Below are 21405 nucleotides of genomic sequence, written 5' to 3' on the forward strand. Positions count from 1 at the left end.
TGCATGGCCGTCTGCCCTGACAACCCAGGAGTGTCTGGTTTGATCGTCTTTCGTTATTTGTCCCGCGAGGTCCTGGTGACCTTGAGCGCCGTCAGCGCCGTGCTGCTGGTGATCATCATGAGCGGGCGCTTCATCAAGTACCTGGCCCAGGCTGCCCAGGGCGTGCTCGACCCGAGCGTGCTGTTCCTGATCATGGGTTTCCGCATGCCTGGCTTCCTGCAGCTGATCCTGCCGCTGGGGCTGTTCCTTGGCATCCTGCTGGCCTATGGGCGGCTGTATCTGGAAAGCGAGATGACCGTGCTGTCGGCCACCGGCATGAGCCAACAGCGCCTGCTGGGCCTGACCATGGCGCCGGCCGCCCTGGTTGCCCTGCTGGTGGCCTGGCTGAGCCTGAGCCTGGCACCTTTGGGCGTGGCCCAGGTGCAGCAGATCATCGCTCAGCAGGACGCCCTGACGGAGTTCGATACCTTGGTACCGGGGCGCTTCCAGACCTTGCGTGACGGCTCACGGGTAACCTATACCGAGCAGCTGTCGGACGACCGCATCAACCTGGCCGGGGTGTTCATCTCCGAGAAGCGCTTCAATCAGGACAAGACCAAGGACCGCGCGCCATCGGTGCTGGTCGCGGAAAAGGGCCACCAGGAAATCCAGGCGGACGGCAACCGCTATCTGGTGCTGGAGAACGGCTACCGCTACGACGGCAACCCGGGCCAGGCCGATTACCGTGCAATCAAGTACGACACCTACGGTGTGTTGCTGCCCAAGCCGGAAGTTGCTGAAGAAGTGACTGATCGCGAAGCGATTCCGACTTCCGAACTGTTCGGCAAGAAGGGCCTGCGTGAGCGTGCCGAGCTGCAATGGCGGCTGTCGCTGCCGATCCTGGTCTTCGTCGTCACCCTGCTGGCAGTGCCGCTGTCGCGGGTCAACCCGCGCCAGGGCCGCTTCCTCAAGCTGTTGCCGGCCATTCTCCTGTACATGGCCTACCTGACAATGCTGATTTCCGTACGCGGCGCCCTCGAGAAGGGCAAATTGCCGATTGGCCTGGGTATGTGGTGGGTCCACGGCCTGTTCCTGCTGATCGGCCTGGGCCTGATGTACTGGGAACCGTTGCGCCTCAAGCGCGCCGCCCGCCGTGCGGAGGTGGCCCATGGCTAAGCTCGATCGCTACATTGGCCAGAGCGTGCTGCTGGCCATCCTGGCTGTGCTGGGGATCATTCTCGGCCTGGCTTCGCTGTTTGCGTTCATTGATGAAATGAGCGACCTGAGCGACACCTATACAGTGATGGAAGCAGGCAACTTCGTCCTGCTGACCGCACCGCGCCGGCTGTACGAAATGCTGCCGATGGCCGCGCTGATCGGCTGCTTGATCGGCCTGGGCAGCCTGGCCAGCAGCAGCGAACTGACCATCATGCGCGCGGCTGGGGTTTCGATCGGCCGTATCGTCTGGGCGGTAATGAAGCCCATGCTGGTGCTGATGCTGGTCGGCCTGCTGATTGGCGAGTACGTGGCCCCGGTGACCGAGAACAAGGCCCAGGCCGACCGTTCCCTGGCCCAGGGCGGTGGTGAAGCACAAAGTTCCAAGCGCGGCATGTGGCACCGCCAGGGCGAGGAGTATGTGCACATCAACGCCGTGCAGCCCAACGGCCTGCTGCTGGGGGTGACCCGCTATCGCTTCGACAGCGAGCGCAAGATTGTCACTTCGAGCTTTGCCCGTCGTGCGCAGTACCAGCAAGACCACTGGCTGCTCGCCGATGTGCGCACCACCTACTTCCGGGGCGACCACACTGAGGTGGTAACCGCGCCCGAAGAGCGCTGGGATGTGTCCCTCACGCCGGAGCTGCTCAATACCGTCATCCTGGCGCCCGAGTCGCTGTCGATCACCGGGCTGTGGGACTACATCCACTACCTGTCCGACCAGGGCCTGAACAACGCCCGTTACTGGCTGGCGTTCTGGACCAAGGTGCTGCAGCCGATGGTGACGGCGGCGCTGGTGCTGATGGCGATCTCGTTCATCTTCGGCCCGCTGCGGTCGGTGACCCTTGGCCAGCGCGTGTTCACCGGCGTGCTGGTGGGCTTCGTGTTCCGCATCGGCCAGGATTTGCTTGGGCCTTCCAGCCAGGTGTTCGGCTTCCCGCCGTTGCTGGCGGTAGTGATACCCGCGGGCATCTGTGCCTTGGCCGGTGTCTGGCTGTTGCGCCGGGCGGGTTGATAGCCCGAGCTGCATGAAAAAGCCGACCTCAGGGTCGGCTTTTTTGTGGCTGATGTCCCGTCGTCGGCAGGGCTCAAGTCATCTCTTTTGCTTCGGCACCCGCACCAGCTGGCTTTCTGAATAGATGTCATGCCAGCCGCGCTTGCGCTTGTCGATCAGCACCCAGAAGAACCCCAGCCCGAGGCACAACCACGACGCGATCGATACCACGAAGCGCAACAGCGCTTGCCACAGGCTGATCGCCGAGCCATCTGCATTCTGCACCCGCACGCCCCACACCTGCATGCCCAAGGTTTGCCCACCATGGGTCCAGAACTTGGCAAAGAAGCCGAACAAGGCAAACAGCAACAACGTCGACAGCAGCGGGTCGCCATCCAGTGCGCCGGCCTCGGTCAGCTCGCGCATGCGTGCTTCGCCGATGATCGCCATCTGGATCATCTTGTAGGCGCCTGCAGTCACGATCAGCAGTGCCGTGCACAACAGAAAGTCATAGAACATCGCCGCCAGGCGCCGGCCCAGGCCGACCGGCGGAAAATCACCCTGGGGTGTGAGCAGAGGCTTGGTCATGCAGAACAGCTCCAGAAATCGAAGCCACTATTCTACGGGCAAAAAAAAGCCCCTGCACTTGGCAGGGGCTTTTTGAAGTCGGGTTCGGCTTAGCCCAGGACCTGAACTTTGTCAGCCTGCATGCCTTTCTGGCCTTGAACGGCTTCGAAGGTGACCTTCTGGCCTTCTTTCAGGCTCTTGAAGCCGTTGCCTTCGATAGCGCGGAAGTGTACGAACAGATCCGGACCGCTTTCTGGGGTGATGAAGCCGTAACCTTTTTCGTCATTGAACCACTTGACGGTACCGTTCTGACGCTCAGCCATTGTCTTATTTCCTATGAAGCTTAAATTTTGATGACAGTTCTTTCGCACTTTTCTGTAAGCGAAAGATTACTGGGCTGGGTTGCAGGAAAGTAAGAGACGTCGAACGGGTTGTAGCAAATCTCGGCTACTGGCCCAGGTCACGAACTGTTGCGACCCATGCAAACACAGTGCTGTGACTCTACGCCAACTCCCGAGCGAAAAACAAGCCCTTGGTCGTAGGGAAAATTGACCGTTTGCCGACAACCGGCCGTTTGCCCGGAAACGGCATGGTGCCTGGCCTGGCGGTATGTTCAAAAGTTATTGGGGAGGTTCGAAAACGAATATCTCGAACCCGCCCCCAACCCTCACAAAGCAGTTTCAGCCACGGTAGTAACGTTGTGCTACGAAAGGCATTTTACTGACTTTCAAGGCAACCTTCTTGCCGCGCACGACAGCAAACAGTGGTGTGTCGAGAGCGCTATGTTCACTATCGATATAACCCATTGCAACGGGTGCGCCGAGTGTCGGGCCAAATCCGCCGCTGCACACTTTGCCCACCGGTTTGTCGTTGGCATCTACTATATCCGCGCCTTCGCGTACTGGCGTGCGTTCTTGCGGCAACAGGCCGACACGTTTGCGCGCCACGCCATCGCGTTGGTGGGTGAAGATCGTCTCGGCCCCCGGGAAACCGGCAGCGCGTGCGCCATCGGCACGGCGCACTTTGGAAATCGCCCACAGCAGGCTGGCTTCGATCGGCGTGGTCTCGCTGTTCATGTCGTGGCCATACAGGCACAGACCGGCTTCCAGGCGCAGCGAGTCACGAGCGCCCAGGCCGATCGGCTGTACTTCCGGCTCGGCCAGCAGGCGACGAGCAAGGGCCTCGGCTGCGTGGCCCGGTACCGAAATTTCGTAGCCGTCTTCGCCGGTGTAGCCCGAGCGGCTGACGAAGCAGTCTTCACCCAGCAGTTTTACCGGGCGGAACTGCATGAAGGTCATGCCTGCCACTTCCGGGGCCAGGCGCTCCAGCACCGTGACTGCTGCCGGCCCCTGCAGGGCAAGCAGGGCACGTTCCTCGAACAGCGGCTGCACCTGGCAACGGTCGCCAATGTGTTTTTGCAGGTGGGCCAGGTCCTGGTCCTTGCAGGCAGCATTGACCACCAGGAACAGGGTGTCGTCGCCCAGGTTGGCCACCATCAGGTCATCGAGTATGCCGCCTTGCTCATTGGTGAACATGGCATAGCGCTGCATGCCTACCGGCAGGTCGATGATGTCCACCGGCACCAGGGTTTCCAGGGCCTTGGCGGCTTCGCTACCGCGCAGGATGATCTGGCCCATGTGCGAGACATCGAACAGGCCGGCCTGCTCGCGAGTGTGCAGGTGTTCCTTGAGCACGCCCAACGGGTATTGCACGGGCATGTCGTAGCCGGCGAACGGCACCATGCGCGCACCCAGTTCCAGGTGCAGGGCATGCAGTGGGGTCTTGAGCAGTGTTTCGGACATCGGTGACTCCTTGGTGTAGTTGTCGGGTCAACATTCGATGATGTTGACGGCCAGGCCGCCACGGGCGGTCTCTTTGTATTTGCTTTTCATGTCGGCGCCGGTCTGGCGCATGGTGCGGATGACCTTGTCGAGCGAAACGAAGTGTTGCCCGTCGCCGCGCAAGGCCATGCGGACCGCGTTGATCGCCTTCACCGAGCCCATGGCATTGCGTTCGATGCAGGGCACTTGGACCAGCCCGCCAATCGGGTCGCAGGTCAGGCCCAGGTTATGTTCCATGCCGATTTCAGCGGCGTTCTCTACCTGCTGCACGCTACCGCCCATCACTTCGCAGAGCGCCCCTGCGGCCATCGAGCAGGCCACGCCGACCTCGCCCTGGCAACCCACTTCGGCGCCGGATATCGAGGCGTTTTCCTTGTAGAGGATGCCGATGGCCGCAGCGGTGAGCAGAAAGCGCACCACCCCGTCCTCGCTGGCCCCCGGCACGAAGCGCATGTAGTAGTGCAGTACAGCCGGGACGATGCCAGCGGCGCCGTTGGTGGGGGCGGTAACCACGCGGCCGCCATTGGCGTTTTCCTCGTTCACCGCCAAGGCGTAGAGGTTGACCCAATCGAGCACTGACAGCGCATCGCGCAGGCTGGCCTCCGGGTGCTGGCTCAGTTGACAGTACAGCGCTGGTGCCCGACGTTTGACCCTGAGCCCGCCAGGCAGAATGCCCTCATGCTGGCAGCCGGCTTCGACGCAATCCTGCATCACCTGCCAGATGCGCAGCAGCCCGGCGCGGGTTTCCGGCTCTGGGCGCCAGGCGGCCTCGTTCGCCAGCATTACCTGGCTTACCGACAGGTTTTGTGTGGTGCAGTGGCCAAGCAACTCTTTGGCGGTCTTGAACGGGTAGGCCAGTACAGTGCTGTCCTCGACGATGCGGTCGTGGCCGGCGGCGTCCTCGTCGACCACGAAACCGCCGCCTACCGAGTAGTACTCGCGGCTGCGGATTTGCAGGCCGGCGTCGTCGAACGCACGAAAGATCATGCCGTTGGGGTGGTAGTCCAATGGCTTGCGGATCATCGCCAGGTGCTGCTTTTCGATGAAGGCGATGCAGTGCTCGCCAAGCAGGTTGATGCGACCGCTGTCGCGGATGGCCTGCAGCCGGGCGGGAATGCTGTCGGTGTCGATGACGTCGGGGTGTTCACCCTCAAGCCCCAGCAGCACGGCCTTGTCACTGCCGTGGCCCTTGCCGGTGGCACCCAGTGAACCGTACAGCTCGGCCTTGACGCTTGCGGTACTCGCCAGCAGGCCGTCACGGCGCAGCCCTTCGGCAAACCGCGCAGCGGCACGCATCGGGCCGACCGTGTGGGAGCTGGAGGGGCCGATGCCGATCTTGAACAGGTCGAAGACGCTCAGTGACATGGTGACCTCCTGCCAAGTTCGTTGGATGGACGGTGAGCTTTGTACAAGCGGGTTTACCCGCGAATGCGGTACTGGCTGCACCGCCGCATTCGCGGGTAAACCCGCTCCCACAGAGCCCGCCACCCAAGCCAGGTGGCGGGGAGGGGCTATCAGGCGTCCTGATAGCTCTCGATCGACGGGCAGGCACACACCAGGTTGCGGTCGCCGAACACGTTGTCGACCCGGCCGACCGGCGGCCAGTACTTGCTTTCCACCAGGCTCGCCAGCGGGTATACCGCCTGCTCGCGGCTGTAGCCGTGGGCCCATTCGCCAACCAGCTCGGCCGCAGTGTGCGGGGCGTTTTTCAGCGGGTTGTCGTCCTTGTCCAGGCTACCGTTCTCGACCGCGCGGATTTCCTCGCGGATCTGGATCATCGCGTTGCAGAAGCGGTCCAGTTCTTCCTTGGACTCGCTTTCGGTCGGTTCGATCATCAGCGTGCCGGCCACTGGGAAGGACATGGTCGGGGCGTGGAAGCCGAAGTCGATCAGGCGCTTGGCCACGTCGTCGACGCTGATGCCGCTGGTGTCTTTCAGCGGGCGCAGGTCGAGGATGCACTCGTGTGCCACCAGGCCATTGCCGCCGGTATACAACACAGGATAGTGCTCTTCCAGGCGGCGGGCGATGTAGTTGGCGTTGAGGATGGCCATCTGCGAGGCACGCTTCAGGCCGGCACCGCCCATCATGCGGATGTACATCCAGGTGATCGGCAGGATGCTGGCGCTGCCGAATGGCGCGGCGCATACCGCGCCCTGGGTGTTTTCCAGCTGCCCATGGCCCGGCAGGAACGGCGCCAGGTGCGACTTGACGCCAATCGGGCCGACGCCCGGGCCGCCACCGCCATGCGGAATGCAGAAGGTCTTGTGCAGGTTCAGGTGGGACACGTCGCCGCCGAACTTGCCCGGGGCGCACAGGCCGACCATGGCGTTCATGTTGGCGCCGTCGATGTACACCTGGCCACCGTTGTCGTGGATGATCGCGCAAATTTCGCCGATCGCTTCCTCGAACACGCCGTGGGTCGAAGGGTAGGTGATCATGATCGCCGCCAGGCGCTCGCGGTGTTCGATGGCCTTGGCGCGCAGGTCCTCGACATCGACGTTGCCACGGGCGTCACAGGCGGTGACCACCACGCGCATGCCGGCCATGTGGGCGGTGGCAGGGTTGGTACCATGGGCCGACGATGGGATCAGGCAGATGTCGCGGTGGGCTTCGCCACGGCTGCGGTGGTAGGCGCGGATGGCCAGCAGGCCTGCGTACTCGCCTTGCGAACCGGCGTTGGGCTGGAGCGACACGGCGTCGTAACCTGTGGCAGCGCACAGCATGGCTTCGAGCTCGGTGGTCATCTGCAGGTAGCCCTGGCTCTGTTGGGCCGGGGCGAACGGGTGCAGGTTGCCGAACTCGGCCCAGGTCACCGGGATCATCTCGCTGGCAGCGTTCAGCTTCATGGTGCACGAGCCCAGCGGGATCATGCTGCGGTCCAGCGCCAGGTCCTTGTCGGCCAGGCGGCGCAGGTAGCGCATCAGCTCGGTTTCGCTGTGGTAACGGTTGAACACCGGGTGTTCGAGGATGGCCGACTGGCGCAGCAGGGCGGCAGGCAGCAGCGAACCGGTGCTGGCGGCCAGGGCGGCGAAGTCAGGTTGCGCCTGGTCGCCAGCGAACAGCTGCCACAGCGACTCGACGTCAGCCTGGCTGCTGGTTTCGTCCAGCGAAAGGCCCAGGTGGGCAGCGTCGACCTGGCGCAAGTTGATGCCCTGGGCGCGCGCCTGCTCATGCAGGCTGGCGGTAGCTGTGCCGGTAGCCAGGGTCAGGGTGTCGAACGCACTGCTGCCCACTACCTGAACGCCCAGCACCTTCAGGCCGGCGGCCAGAATCGCGGTGAGTGCGTGAGTGCGCTCGGCGATGCGCTTGAGGCCGGCCGGGCCGTGGTAAACGGCGAACATGCTGGCGATGTTTGCCAGCAGCACCTGAGCGGTGCAGATGTTGCTGGTGGCCTTCTCGCGGCGGATGTGCTGCTCGCGGGTCTGCATGGCCAGGCGCAGGGCGGTCTTGCCGAAGCGGTCGATCGACACGCCAACCAGGCGGCCCGGCATGTCGCGCTTGAACGCGTCACGGGTGGCGAAGTAGGCGGCATGCGGGCCACCGAAGCCCAGGGGTACGCCAAAACGCTGGGCGCTGCCGATGGCCACGTCGGCGTCAAACTCGCCTGGAGGGGTGAGCAGGGTCAGGGCCAGCAGATCGGCAGCGACGGCGACCAAGGCGTTGGCGGCATGGAAGCGCTGCACCACGTCACGGTAGTCGAACACTTCACCGTTGCTGGCCGGATATTGCAGCAGTGCGCCGAAGAAGGCGCTGACATCACCCAGCTCGCGCTCGTCGCCGACCACCACCTCGATACCCAGCGGCTCGGCACGGGTGCGCAGCACGTCGAGGGTTTGCGGGTGGCAGTGCACAGAAGCGAAGAAGGCGTGGCTGGCCTTGTTCTTCGACAGGCGCTTGCAGAAGGTCATGGCCTCGGCAGCAGCAGTGGCTTCGTCGAGCAGGGAGGCGTTGGCGATCGGCAGGCCGGTCAGGTCGCTGATCAGGGTCTGGAAGTTCAGCAGCGCTTCCAGGCGGCCTTGGGAGATTTCTGGCTGGTACGGGGTGTAGGCGGTGTACCAGGCCGGGTTTTCCAGCAGGTTGCGCAGGATCGGCGCCGGAGTGTGGGTGTTGTAGTAGCCCTGGCCGATGTAGCTTTTGAACAGCTGGTTCTTCCCGGCGATGGCCTTGAGCGCGGCGAGCGCGTCAGCCTCGCTCTGGCCATCGTGGGAGCCAAGCACGCTGGTGCCCTTGATGCTGTCGGGGATGACCGCGGCGGTCATGGCGTCCAGCGAGTCGAAGCCCAGGGCGGCGAGCATGGCCTGCTCGTCAGCAGTGCGCGGGCCGATGTGACGGGCGATGAATTCGTTGGCGGTGCCGAGGTTGATGGTCATGGCGGGCTTCCTCAGGCGTCGTCGTTGGCTTTGAGCAGGCGGTCGTAGGCATCCTGGTCGAGCAGGGCGGTGACGGCGGCGGCATCCACAGGCTTGAAGCGGAAGAACCAGCCTTCACCCATCGGGTCTTCGTTGACCAGTTCCGGGCTGTCTTCGAGCTGGGCGTTGACCTCGACCACTTCACCGGTCAGCGGCATGTAGACGCCGCTGGCGGCCTTGACCGATTCGACGGTGGACGCTTCGCTGCCTTTCTCGTACTGCTGCAGCTCTGGCAGCTGGACGAACACCACATCGCCAAGGGCGTTCTGCGCGTAGGCGGTGATGCCCACGGTGACGCTGCCATCGGCTTCGACGCGCAGCCATTCGTGATCTTCAGTGAAACGCAACTCGCTCATGGGGAATCCTCAGGAAGCAGGGCGGTGGGCGCGGTGGCTCCGCGCTCTTGGGCTGCGGTTCTCTAAGCAAAAAAGCGGCCAATTAATAAAAACCTATATAAAACAACAATTTAAGTAATTTCTTGAATAGCCATGTGATTATCTTGTAACGAAAACGCTACAGATGGCATGGCAGGAAAAACCGTTTGGGGATCAAACCCTTGTGCAGGCGCTCTTGAGTGGGTATGTATCGATTTCGTTACGTCGTATTTAAATCGATACATACCAATCCGCGCCCGGCCTGCCACTTGCTTTTGGAGGCCGCCATCAGGGTGGCTGCCAGCATGGGAATGGCGAGATCCGGACGGTGTGTCAGCTCAGGGTTGTAGGGGGCAGATATGGCGATCCACGTGCTCGATCATGCTGGACCGCCACACCAGGAATGTTGCTAGGCGGGCGAACTTGCTTTGGTCGCAGATGCTGCGCTGCGTATGCTCCATACACCCCAGGTCAAGCCCAGTACGGCAGAGATCAACGACGCGGACAGAACGCCGAGTTTCGCTGCTCCCAGTGAGCCAGGGTCGACGAAGGCGAGGTTGGCGATGAAGATCGACATGGTGAAGCCGATGCCGGCCAGTAGCCCAACCAGAACGATGCTACGCCAGTTGACGTCAGCGGGAAGTACGCACCAGCCCAGGCGGACCATCAGCCAACTGACACAGACGATGCCCAAGGGCTTGCCAGCGACCAGTGCGACAGCCACGGCGATCATGACCCACTGGGGGGCCTCGGCGGACAGGTCTACGCCCGAAAGGCTGACGCCGGCATTGGCCAAGGCAAAAACAGGCATGATGCCGAAAGCTACCCAAGGGTGCAGGGCACCTTGCATGCGTACCACCGGCGGCACCAGTTCGCGCTGCGCCAGACGCAGTCGTTTCAACGGGTCGATGAGGTCGCTGGCATCTTGCTCAGGGGCTTTGGCGCGCCCCAGCAATTCTCCGGTGAAACGGGTAATTGCATCCAGTGGCCGCTCACGCATCGGCATGGCGGTCACCGGTGTCATCAGGCCCAGCACAACGCCTGCGAGGGTGGGGTGGGCTCCGGTCAGCAAGATGCCCAGCCAGACCAGAGCGCCGGGAACGATATAGGCGTAGGCCGTACCCACACCGATCTTCTGCAGCCCGACCACCATTAGCAGGCCGATCACGGCAACGCCGAAACCGCTGTAATCAAGGCCGCCTGAATAGAAGAATGCGATGATCAGGACTGCGATGATGTCATCGATGATTGCCAGGGCGAGCAGAAACACCCGTACGTTGGACGGGATGGATTTGCCGAGCAGCGCCAATACGCCGACCGCAAATGCGATATCCGTGGCTGTCGGAACTGCCCAGCCTTGTTGTTCTGCCGACGCGTGCCCAAAACCCAGGTAGAGCAGCGCGGGCACGGCTACCCCGCCGACGGCGGCTGCCATGGGCAGCGTGGCCTGGCGCAGGCTGGACAGGGCGCCCTCGTGGATCTCGCGGCGGATTTCCATGCCAACGACCAGGAAGAAGATGGTCATCAGGCCGTCATTGATCCAGAAATGCAGGGACTGCGAATAGACCAGCGAACCCACGCCGATCGTCAACGGCGTATGCCAGAGGGCTTCATAACTGTCGGCAGACGGGGAGTTCGCCCAGATCAGGGCGGCGACGGCGGCAATCAGTAGAACAACGCCACTGACCGCTTCAATGTGCACAAAGCGCTCAAGGTTGGCGAAGGCGCGCTCGGCCAGCTTTTGGGCGCGAGGCATCTCTTTTTTTTGCATAGGCGCAGGTACTCCCGCATGGCGGCCCGACCTGCGCTGTTTTTTAACCTGCTTCACTGCACTGTGCAGTTGGCACCCGTCCGGTAGTCTACCGAACAATCGTTCCCATTTGAACCAAGCGGGTTGCGTAATCAAGCGTTGCCAGGCCCCCGCCACACCCCCCAACCGGCCGGTGGCTGGCAGCGTCGCAGGCACTACTTGCACGTGGTGAGCTGAACCGCGGACCGGGAGACCGGGCTGGCTTGGGGGCCCGGTCCTTGCCCAGTTTGATGACTGAATGATCGTATGACGTCTGCCTAGAATCGCCAGAACGCTGGAGAGACCAGAACCAGTACGGTGAGGATTTCGAGTCGTCCAAGCAGCATGCCGACAGTCAGCAACCACTTGGCCGCGTCAGACAACGAGGCGAAATTACCCGCGGGACCAATAATCGTCCCCACGCCTGGCCCAACGTTGCACACGGCGGTGGCCGCACCGCTCAACGCCGTTGTCCAGTCGAGCCCGAGCAGAGACAGACCAAGGGCGATGAACGCGATGGTAACCGAGAAAAAGAATGAGAACGTCAACAAGGAGCGCACGATATCTTCATCGATGGGGTGCCCATTGTATTTCTTCGAAATCGTTGCCCGCGGATGAATCAACTGTTTCAGGCTGCTCACCAGCAAGGCCGCGGCGACCTGGAAACGAAATATCTTCAAGCCGCCAGCCGTAGAGCCTGAGCAGCCACCGACGAACGTCAGGTAAAAGAACAGCATGACGGCGAAGCTACCCCAGAGCGTGTAATCACCCAAGGCGACGCCCGTTGTGGTCACCACCGAGGTCACGTTGACCGCGACGATACGAAACGCATCCCACCATGACAGGTCGCTGTGCCAGCACAGCCAGGTTCCGACCGTAAGCCACACGAAGACGAGGAAACCGATGAAGCCGCGGACTTGATGGTCCTTGAGCAGGATGCCCCGATGGCCACGCAGCGTGGCGACATACAGGGTGAAGGGCAAGCTGCCGAGGATCATGATGACCACGGCCACCCAATGCACCCCCGGCTGCACCCAATGCCCCAGCGAGGCATCCGAGGTTGAAAAGCCGCCGGTTGAAATCAGCGACATCGAATGGTTGATGGCCTCGAACGGGGTCATGCCGACAGCCCACAACGCCAATGCCCCCAGCGTCGTCAGGCCCAGGTAGACCAGCAGGATGACCTTGGCCGCCACATGTGAACGCGGCGTTACCTTGTCGGACCAGTCTGATGACTCGGTCTTGAACAGGCGCATGCCGCCTACGCGCAGCAGGGGCAGGATCGCCACAGCCATGCCGATAAAGCCAATGCCCCCCAGCCAATGCAGCAGCGAACGCCAGATCAGCAGCCCTGGCGATGCACTATCCAGCCCAGTCAGCACTGTCGAGCCGGTGGTGGTGATCCCTGACATGGTCTCGAAGAAAGCGTCCGTGTAACTGATGTGCCGAATGAACACCATCGGCAGGGCCGCGAAGGCGCACACGATGACCCAGCTTGCGGTGGTGAGGAAGTACATGTCCCTGGCCCGCAATTGCGGTGTCTCGGGAATGCCCCGCGCCACCATGACCAGGCCGGCGCACAGGACGATCAGGCTCGACCAGACGAATGCCCCCAGGTCGTCGCTGCGGTCATACAGCACCAGTGTCAGCATCGGGATCACCATGCTGACAGCCAACGTGATCAGGAATACACCGATAATAAAAGCGATGAAACGCAATGCCGGAAGCGTCATCGAGTGGGCTCGTCTGGACAAAGGCGGCAGTATTGCGTGCTCTACGGTAATGTCGAGTAAAAAAGTCGTAAAGTCCTGCGCGTTCGGCCGGTCATGCCCAGTAGCGGCCACATGGGCGGTTGGATGGTTTAACTCACGCTAAAAAAGGGTAATGCCAGGTACAGCTTGATCACGATGACATTGATGATATCGATGAAGAACGCTCCTACCATCGGCACTACCAGGAAGGCGATGTGCGATGCGCCGTAGCGCTGGGTCACTGCTTGCATGTTGGCAATCGCCGTGGGCGTTGCACCCAGGCCGAAGCCACAATGCCCGGCAGCCAACACCGCCGCATCATAGTTGCGCCCCATCACCCGGAATGTGACGAAGATAGCAAACAATGCCATGACCAGCGTTTGCGCGGCCAGCAACACAAAGAACGGCAATGCCAGTGCTGCCAGGTCCCACAGTTTTAGCGACATCAGGGCAATGGCCAGGAACAACGACAAACTGACGTTTCCCAGTACCGAAACTTCCCGTTCGAACACTCGGTAAACGCCGAACGCCGACAGGCCATTGCGCAGCAACACGCCCACGAACAGCACACAAACAAAGGTAGGCAGCTCGAATGCAGTGCCTTTGAGCGCGCTATTGAGTAACGACCCGGCAAGCAAACTGACTGCAATCAGCGCAAGTGTTTCAACAAATGAAAACGAGGTAATCAGCCGCTCTTTGTCTGGGCGCTCGAAGCCTTTGGGCAGTTGCGGTATTTCTTCTTCGGGGCCTGGTGTTTTTACCCGTTTGATCAACAGCCGGGCCACTGGGCCACCGATCAAGCCTCCGAGCACCAGCCCAAAGGTGGCCGAGGCCATCGCCAGTTCGGAGGCCGAGGCCAGGCCGAATTTTTCGCTGAACGTTGCGCCCCAGGCTGCACCGGTACCGTGGCCACCCGACAAGGTGATGGACCCTGCCAGCAGGCCCATGAGCGGGTCAAGCCCCAATGCCGTGGCCAGCCCGATACCCATGCCGTTCTGCACCAGCAGCAGGCCGGTCACTACCAGCAAGAACACGGTCACTACGCGCCCACCCTTTTTCAGGCTGGCAAAATCGGCGCTCAGACCGATGGTGGCAAAAAATGCCAGCATCAAAGGGGTTTGCAGCGAAGTATCAAACTGCACGTGGACATCGAAACTGCGCAACGCCAGCAGTGCAAGGGCGACTACCAGTCCACCGGCAACAGGTTCCGGAATATTGTAGGCGCGCAAGAAACCAATGCGCGCGACCAGGCTGCGTCCCAGTAACAGGACTAAGGAGGCGGCTACAAGTGTCCCGTAAAAATCGAGTTCAAACATCAGGTGCTCTCGTTATATCCAGTAGCGAACCACCCCTCCGCCGTGGGGCGGACAAGTGGGATGACAGGTGGAATTACACGGTCACCATTCTACGAGGCATAGGTGGGAGAGTATCTTTCACAGGCGTAGGAAAAACCTGAATAGCAACTGGGTTGTTTCCACTTCTATCAGGCTTTGCCGGGTATTCCATATTTACGCAGGCGCTGGGCAATAGCGGTATGCGAAGTTTGCAGGCGCCCGGCCAGTTGCCGGGTCGAGGGGTAGCTGGCATATAACCGTTGCAGCAGCTCACGTTCAAAATCGCCAACGGCTTGCTCCAGGCTGGCCACTTCGCCGTCTTGCCCGCGTGCCACCGAGGTGCCGGCGATGTCCAGGTCGCCGATGTCCACCAGGTTGCCCTCGCAGATGGCCGCTGCGCGGAAAATCACGTTCTGCAGTTGGCGCACATTGCCCGGCCACGGGTTGGCCAGCAGTGCCGAATGGGTGGCCGGGGTCAGGCGGCAGGCTGGGCGCTGGATTTGCGTGCAGGCCTGCTGCATGAAGAAGTGCGCCAGCATCAGGATGTCCTGGCCACGGTCGCGCAGGGGCGGTACCTGCAGGTTGAGCACGTTGAGGCGGTAGAACAGGTCTTCACGGAAGCTGCCTTCGGCTACCATGCGCTCCAGGTCGCGATGGGTGGCACTGATGATGCGCACATCCACCTTCACCTCGCGGTCGCCGCCTACCCGGCGGAAGCTGCCGTCACTGAGAAAACGCAGCAGCTTGGCCTGCAGGTATGGCGACATCTCGCCAATTTCATCGAGGAACACCGTGCCCTGGTTGGCCAGCTCCATCAAGCCGGGTTTGCCACCGCGTTGCGCACCGGTGAAGGCACCGGGGGCATAGCCGAACAGCTCGCTCTCGGCCAGGCTCTCGGGCAGTGCGGCGCAGTTCAGGGCCAGGAACGGTGCCGAGTGGCGGCTGCTGATGGCATGACAGGCGCGGGCCACCAGTTCTTTGCCGGTGCCGGTTTCACCGTGCACCAGCAACGGCGCATCCAGTGCTGCCACCCGCAGGGCGCGGGCCTTGAGCGTGCGGATGGCCGGCGACTCGCCGAGCAACGCATCGAAGCCCTCGGCGTGGTCGTGGTGCAGTGCCGACAGGCGCTCACCCATGCGCGAGGGCGGGTAAAGCGTCAGCAGGCCGCCGGCGTTGGTGATCGGCATGGCGTCCAGCAGCAGGCTCTGGCCGTTCAACTGCATCTCGCGCATCGGCAGGTGGAAGTTGTTGTCCAGTAGCGCCTGCAGCAATACCGGGTCGTCGAACAGCTCCCCCACCGAGCGCCCGGCTGACTCGCGGCCGCACAGCTCGATCAGCGCCGGGTTGGCGAGCAGTACCTTGCCAGCGCTGTCCACCGCCAGTACCGGGTCGCTCATGGCGGCCAGCAGGGCATCGAGCTGCAGGTGACGGCGTTGACCGGGAAGGATGTCGACCACGTCCACCGACTGCACGCCATGAACCTCGAACAGCGCGTCGTGCAGTTCTTCCAGGACTGCGGGGCTGAGGGTGGGTGCGTCGATATAGACGTTCGGCGGGACCATCTCCACGGCGTCCAGGTTGAGGTTGCGGGCACCCAGCAGGGCGAGGACTTCCTGGGTGATGCCGACGCGGTCGATAAAGCTGACGTGGATGCGCATGGGGAGGGGCGAGGTTGTGGCCGGGGAGGGCGGTAGTATGCCTCAACATTGCCGGGGCCGCTTTGCGGCCCCGAAACGCTGAACTCACTCCAGATGTTCAGGCTTGATCGAGTCGCCCGACTTCACATCCAGTTTGGCGCGGATATCTTCGAACATCGCGTCGTAGATCTTGTGTGGCGAGCCGAGGGTTTCGAACTTCTTGGGGGGGGGAAGATGAGCCTGGGCCTTGCGGCTCAGCACCATCAAAAAGCTGGGCAGTACCTGATCCTTGGGCAGAAAGAACGTTTCATCGACCGGCTTGGCCTCGATGGTGCCATGCATGCGGAACTGAATTCCTCGGCCTTCCTTGGGGTCCTTCGTCGTCGCCTCGTACTCGATTTTAAGGTTGTAGCTATGGTCCGCGCTATTCAGCGCAGTGCGCTCGATGTGCACGAAACCGGGTTGAAACTGAGCCATGGCGTAATCCTCCCGGAGGGCTAAACGGCGGGCGCCAGGCACCCGCCAACTGCATTCAACGGTAGCTGATCCCAGGCTTGGCGGTAGAAACCCGCGTGCCGGCAGCACCTTTGACAATGCCTTCAATGTTTTCCAGCGAACTGATCACCGCTACCTTGCCGGTCTTGCGGGCGAATTCACTGGCGGCTTGCACCTTCGGCCCCATGGAGCCTGCGGCGAAGCCAAGCCGCTCGAGTTCGTCCGGATGGCCCTGGGCAATAGCTTTTTGCGTGGGCTTGCCCCAGTCAATGTACGCCGCATCGACGTCGGTGGCGATTATCAGAAGGTCGGCTTCCAGCTGTTCGGCCAGCAGCGCCGAGCACAAATCCTTGTCGATCACCGCCTCGACACCTTTTAGCTTGCGGTTTTCATCATACAGGGTGGGGATGCCGCCACCGCCTGCGCAAATCACGATGCTTTGCTTTTCCAGCAGCCACTTGATCGGGCGGATTTCAAAGATGCGCTTGGGTTTCGGGCTAGCCACCACGCGGCGGTATTTGTCGCCATCGGCCTTTACCACCCAGCCTTTCTCTTTGGCCAGGCGCTCGGCCTCATCCTTGCTGTAAACCGGGCCGATGAACTTGGTCGGGTCCTTGAAGGCAGGGTCGTTGGCGTCCACTTCCACCTGGGTCAGCAGGGTGGCGAACGGCACTTCGAAGTCCAGCAGGTTGCCCAGTTCCTGTTCGATCATGTAGCCGATCATGCCTTCGGTTTCGGCACCCAGCACGTCCAGCGGGTAGGCCTCGTCGGGCTTGTAGGACAGCGCCTGAAGTGACAGCAGGCCGACTTGCGGGCCATTGCCGTGGGCGATGACCAGTTCATTGCCTGGGTGAATCTTGGCGATCTGTTCAGTGGCTGTGCGGATATTGGCACGCTGGTTGTCAGCGGTCATGGGCTCGCCGCGACGCAGCAGGGCGTTGCCGCCCAATGCAACAACGATACGCATGGAGAATGTCCTTTAGCAAAGAAGGGAGGCGCTGCTCTTGACTGGGCTCGCCCGCCCCCTGTGGGAGCGGGTTGCCCGGCCTGTCGATTCGGCCTTTACAGGTCAGCCAGGGTCGACACCAGGATCGCCTTGATCGTGTGCATGCGGTTTTCCGCTTGCTCGAAGGCGATGCAGGCCGGCGACTCGAACACGTCGTCGGTTACTTCGATACCGTTGGCCAGGTCCGGATACTGTTCGGCGATCTGCTTACCGACCTTGGTTTCAGAGTTGTGGAACGCCGGCAGGCAGTGCATGAACTTGGTCCGCGGGTTACCGGTGGACTTCATCAGCTCGGCATTCACCTGATAAGGCTTGAGCTGCTTGATGCGCTCACCCCAGGCATCGATCGGCTCACCCATCGATACCCACACGTCGGTATGGACGAAGTCCACACCCTTGACCGCAGCTTTCGGGTCTTCGGTGAGGGTAATGCGCGCACCGCTTTCTTCAGCGTACTGCTTGCAGCGCTCAACCAGATCGTCATGTGGCCACAGCGCCTTGGGCGCCGCAATGCGCACGTCCATGCCCAGCTTGGCGCCAATCAGCAGCAGCGAGTTGCCCATGTTGTTGCGGGCGTCGCCCAGGTAGGCGTAGCTGATGTCATGCAGCGGCTTGTCGCTGTGCTCACGCATGGTCAGCACGTCGGCGATCATCTGGGTGGGGTGGTATTCGTCGGTCAGGCCGTTGAACACCGGTACCCCGGCGAACTTGGCCAGTTCTTCGACGATTTCCTGCTTGAAGCCACGGTACTCGATGGCGTCGTACATGCGCCCGAGCACGCGGGCGGTGTCCTTCATGCTTTCTTTATGGCCGATCTGTGAGGAATTGGGATCGATGTAGGTGACGTTGGCGCCTTGGTCGTAGGCAGCCACTTCGAAGGCGCAGCGGGTACGGGTAGAGGTTTTTTCGAAGATCAGCGCAATGTTGTTGCCCTTCAGGTGCTGCTGCTCGGTACCAGTGTACTTGGCACGCTTGAGGTCGCGGGACAGGTCCAGCAGGTAGCGCAGCTCGCGGGTGGTGTGGTGTTCCAGGCTGAGCAGGTTGCGGTTGTGAATGTTGAACGCCATGATTGCTTCTCCTTGAGTTCGGTAGTGTCCCGGCCTGCGCTTTGTGAGCGCGGCCGGGTGCAATGGTCGTTAGTAATCGATCGGGTCACGCACAATGGGGCAGGTCATGCAGTGGCCGCCGCCACGGCCCCGGCCCAGTTCGCCGGCGCTGATGGTGATGACCTCGATGCCAGCCTTGCGCAGCAACGTATTGGTGTAGGTGTTGCGGTCGTAGCCGATGACCACGCCCGGCTCGATGGCCACCACGTTGTTCCCGTCATCCCACTGTTCGCGTTCGGCGGCGAAGCTGTTGCCACCGGTCTCGACCACGCGCAGCTTGACGCCAAGCTGTTCGCCCACCACGTCGATGAACGACTTGTCGATGCGGCGCACGTCCATGCCGTACGGCTTGCTTTCGTCCGGGCGGATGATGAACGGCACGATCTCTTTCACCACTTCCGGGAAGACCGTGACCAGGTCGCGATCGCAGAAGCTGAACACGGTGTCCAGGTGCATGGCGGCGCGGGACTTCGGCAGGCCGGCAACGATCACCTCCTTGACCGCGCCTTTGGCGAACAGATTCTGCGCCAGCTGGCCGATGGCCTGGCGCGAGGTACGCTCGCCCATGCCGATCAGCACGATGCCATTGCCGATCGGCATCACGTCACCCCCTTCGAGGGTGGCATTGCCGTGGTCCTTGTCCGGGTCGCCGTACCAGACCTGGAAGTCGGCACCGGTGAACTCCTTGTGGAACTTGTAGATGGCGGTGGTCAGCAAGGTTTCCTGGCGGCGCGCCGGCCAGTACATCGGGTTCAGCGTGACGCCGCCGTAGATCCAGCAGGTGGTGTCGCGGGTGAACTGGGTGTTGGGCAGTGGTGGCAGGATGAAGCTGGAATGGCCCAGGTAGTCGTTGTACATCTTGACCACATCGGCACCTTCGCTCTGTGGCAGGTCCTGGCCAGCCACACCGCCGATCAGGAATTCGGCCAGGTGGCGTGGTTCGAGGCCTTCGAGCCAGCTGCGCACTTCGTTGGTCAGGCCCACGCCGACGGTGTCGGGGGTAATCTTGCGGTCGAGGATCCACTTCAGCGCTTCGGGTTGCTGCACGATGTCGGTCAGCAGGTTGTGCATTTCCAGCACATCCACGCCGCGCTCGCGCATCTTGGTGACGAAGTCGAAGTGGTCACGCTTGGCCTGGTCGACCCAGATCACGTCGTCGAACAGCAGTTCGTCACAGTTGCTTGGTGTCAGGCGCTTGTGCGCCAGGCCCGGGGCGCACACCATCACTTTGCGCAGTTTGCCGGCTTCGGAGTGGACACCGTACTTCTGTTTTTCAGCGGACATGGTTTCATTCCTCCAATTGAACGAAGACGTGGGTCAAAGGGTCAGGAAGCCGTCGTAGAGGCCATAAGCTGCCACCAGGGCGCCAATGACCACGGCTGCGAAGATCAGTTTTTCCACGTTGGTGAAGATGGGTTGGCCGACTTCACGCTTGGCCTTGGCGAACAGAATCGCCCCAGGTGCGTAGAGCAGGGCCGAGAGCAGCAGGTATTTCACGCCGCCGGCGTATAGCAGCCAGATGGCGTACAACAGTGCGATGCCACCGATGACCAGGTCTTTCTTGCGTTCGGCCAGGGCCTGTTCGTAGGTTTCGTTGCGCCATGCCAGCAGGAAGGCGTAGGCCGCCGACCACAGGTAGGGCACCAGAATCATCGAGGTGGCGAGGTAGATCAACGACAGATAGGTGCTGTTGGAGAACAGCGTGATCACCAGGAAGATCTGCACCATGGCGTTGGTCAGCCACAGCGCGTTGGCCGGCACCTGGTTGGCGTTCTCGCGGCGCAGGAACTCCGGCATGGTGTGGTCCTTGGCGGCGGCGAACATGATCTCGGCGCACAACAGCACCCACGACAGCAAGGCACCCAGCAGCGAGATGATCAGGCCGACGCTGATCAGCACCGCCCCCCAGTGACCGACCACATGCTCCAGTACGGCGGCCATCGACGGGTTCTGCAGCTTGGCCAGTTCCGGTTGGGTCATGATCCCCAGCGACAGCACGTTGACCAGTACCAGGAACAGCAGCACGGTAACGAAGCCGATCACGGTGGCCTTGCCCACGTCCGAGCGTTTCTCCGCCCGTGACGAGAAGATGCTCGCGCCCTCGATACCGATGAACACCCACACGGTCACCAGCATCATGTTGCGCACCTGGTTCATCACGCTGCCAAGCTCCGGGGTACCTAAGGCCCAGATGTCAGCGGTGAAGATGTCGAGCTTGAAGGCGAACAGGCAGATCAGGGCGAACAGCACCAGCGGTACGACCTTGGCCACGGTGGTGACCAGGTTGATGAACGCCGCTTCCTTGATGCCGCGCAGTACCAGAAAGTGCACTGCCCACAGCAGGATTGACGCCCCAATGATGGCGGCGGGGGTGTTGCCCTCGCCGAAGATCGGGAAGAAGTACCCCAGGGTACTGAACAGCAGCACGAAGTAGCCGACGTTGCCCAGCCAGGCACTGATCCAGTAGCCCCAGGCCGAGGAGAAGCCCATGTAGTCGCCAAAGCCGGCCTTGGCATAGGCGTACACCCCGCCGTCCAGGTCAGGCTTGCGGTTGGCCAGGGTCTGGAACACGAAGGCCAGGGTCAGCATGCCCACTGCAGTGATGGCCCAGCCAATCAGCACCGCGCCAACCCCCGCGCTGGCCGCCATGTTTTGAGGCAGCGAGAAAATCCCGCCACCAATCATCGAGCCGACTACGAGTGCAACTAACGCGCCGAGCTTAAGTTTTCCGGAAGAATCAGACATTTAACAACTCCTGCCAGGAGAAAGTTGACGACAGAATAAATCTGACGCCTTGGCCAGCCACTGACTTATGTCAGTTTATGGCTACGTGAAGTAGGAAAAATCCTTCACGGGGCTCCCGGAGAGTGCCGACAGCTCAAGCTGCAGGCCTTGCGCGCTGGCACCT

17 protein-coding genes are annotated in these 21405 nt (G+C 61.8%); 2 read left to right on the top strand and 15 right to left on the bottom strand.

The window, feature by feature from the left end:
- Positions 1 to 39 precede the first annotated feature (39 nt).
- On the top strand, positions 40 to 1155 hold the full coding sequence (lptF, locus tag E8E68_RS00675; RefSeq protein WP_110745763.1) for an LPS export ABC transporter permease LptF: 1116 nt from the start codon (positions 40 to 42) through the stop codon (positions 1153 to 1155).
- A complete protein-coding gene (gene lptG, locus E8E68_RS00680) occupies positions 1148 to 2209 on the top strand; it encodes an LPS export ABC transporter permease LptG (protein WP_266028433.1) in 1062 nt (353 codons plus the stop codon). The genes lptF and lptG overlap by 8 nt, the downstream gene beginning before the upstream one ends.
- A 78-nt stretch (positions 2210 to 2287) precedes the next feature.
- On the opposite strand, the gene E8E68_RS00685 is transcribed toward lptG, so the two are convergent.
- The 15 genes from E8E68_RS00685 to arcD form a co-directional block, all read right to left on the bottom strand.
- Entirely contained in the window at positions 2288 to 2776 is a 489-nt protein-coding gene (locus tag E8E68_RS00685; protein ID WP_110745761.1) for an RDD family protein, read from the bottom strand.
- 89 nt (positions 2777 to 2865) lie between these two features.
- The gene (locus E8E68_RS00690) at positions 2866 to 3078 is read right to left on the bottom strand and encodes a cold-shock protein (protein WP_110745760.1); all 213 of its coding nucleotides are present in this window, start codon (positions 3076 to 3078) and stop codon (positions 2866 to 2868) included.
- 357 nt (positions 3079 to 3435) lie between these two features.
- Positions 3436 to 4557 carry a glycine cleavage system aminomethyltransferase GcvT gene (gene gcvT, locus E8E68_RS00695; protein ID WP_266028430.1) on the bottom strand — a complete coding sequence of 374 codons (1122 nt, stop codon included), beginning with the start codon at positions 4555 to 4557 and terminating at the stop codon, positions 3436 to 3438.
- A 27-nt stretch (positions 4558 to 4584) separates the two neighbouring features.
- Entirely contained in the window at positions 4585 to 5961 is a 1377-nt protein-coding gene (locus E8E68_RS00700) for an L-serine ammonia-lyase (protein WP_266028429.1), read from the bottom strand.
- A 149-nt stretch (positions 5962 to 6110) separates the two neighbouring features.
- Complete coding sequence (gcvP, locus tag E8E68_RS00705) at positions 6111 to 8966, bottom strand: aminomethyl-transferring glycine dehydrogenase (RefSeq protein ID WP_280339156.1); 2856 nt, start codon at positions 8964 to 8966, stop codon at positions 6111 to 6113.
- An 11-nt stretch (positions 8967 to 8977) separates the two neighbouring features.
- A complete protein-coding gene (gene gcvH / locus E8E68_RS00710; protein WP_266028427.1) occupies positions 8978 to 9361 on the bottom strand; it encodes a glycine cleavage system protein GcvH in 384 nt (127 codons plus the stop codon).
- 427 nt (positions 9362 to 9788) lie between these two features.
- Positions 9789 to 11150, bottom strand: a complete 1362-nt coding sequence (gene nhaA / locus E8E68_RS00715; RefSeq protein WP_280339158.1) for a Na+/H+ antiporter NhaA — start codon at positions 11148 to 11150, stop codon at positions 9789 to 9791.
- Positions 11151 to 11446: 296 nt separating this feature from the next.
- Positions 11447 to 12901, bottom strand: coding sequence for a TrkH family potassium uptake protein (locus E8E68_RS00720; protein ID WP_266028719.1), 1455 nt, complete (start codon positions 12899 to 12901; stop codon positions 11447 to 11449).
- Positions 12902 to 13029: 128 nt separating this feature from the next.
- Entirely contained in the window at positions 13030 to 14235 is a 1206-nt protein-coding gene (gene gltS / locus E8E68_RS00725) for a sodium/glutamate symporter (protein WP_266028425.1), read from the bottom strand.
- A gap of 167 nt (positions 14236 to 14402) precedes the next feature.
- The gene (locus tag E8E68_RS00730; protein ID WP_110745752.1) at positions 14403 to 15911 is read right to left on the bottom strand and encodes a sigma-54-dependent transcriptional regulator; all 1509 of its coding nucleotides are present in this window, start codon (positions 15909 to 15911) and stop codon (positions 14403 to 14405) included.
- An 84-nt stretch (positions 15912 to 15995) separates the two neighbouring features.
- Positions 15996 to 16367 (bottom strand): DUF5064 family protein, encoded by a 372-nt coding sequence (locus E8E68_RS00735; protein WP_110745751.1) that lies wholly within the window; start codon positions 16365 to 16367, stop codon positions 15996 to 15998.
- 55 nt (positions 16368 to 16422) lie between these two features.
- Positions 16423 to 17352, bottom strand: coding sequence for a carbamate kinase (gene arcC / locus E8E68_RS00740; RefSeq protein ID WP_266028423.1), 930 nt, complete (start codon positions 17350 to 17352; stop codon positions 16423 to 16425).
- A gap of 95 nt (positions 17353 to 17447) precedes the next feature.
- Positions 17448 to 18458, bottom strand: coding sequence for an ornithine carbamoyltransferase (locus E8E68_RS00745; RefSeq protein ID WP_110745749.1), 1011 nt, complete (start codon positions 18456 to 18458; stop codon positions 17448 to 17450).
- Positions 18459 to 18527: 69 nt separating this feature from the next.
- Positions 18528 to 19781 (bottom strand): arginine deiminase, encoded by a 1254-nt coding sequence (gene arcA, locus E8E68_RS00750; protein WP_110745748.1) that lies wholly within the window; start codon positions 19779 to 19781, stop codon positions 18528 to 18530.
- Between the two features lie 33 nt (positions 19782 to 19814).
- Complete coding sequence (gene arcD / locus E8E68_RS00755) at positions 19815 to 21242, bottom strand: arginine-ornithine antiporter (RefSeq protein WP_266028420.1); 1428 nt, start codon at positions 21240 to 21242, stop codon at positions 19815 to 19817.
- Between the last annotated feature and the right edge of the window lie 163 nt (positions 21243 to 21405).

Source organism: Pseudomonas sp. BN607, assembly GCF_029871175.1.
GTDB lineage: Bacteria > Pseudomonadota > Gammaproteobacteria > Pseudomonadales > Pseudomonadaceae > Aquipseudomonas.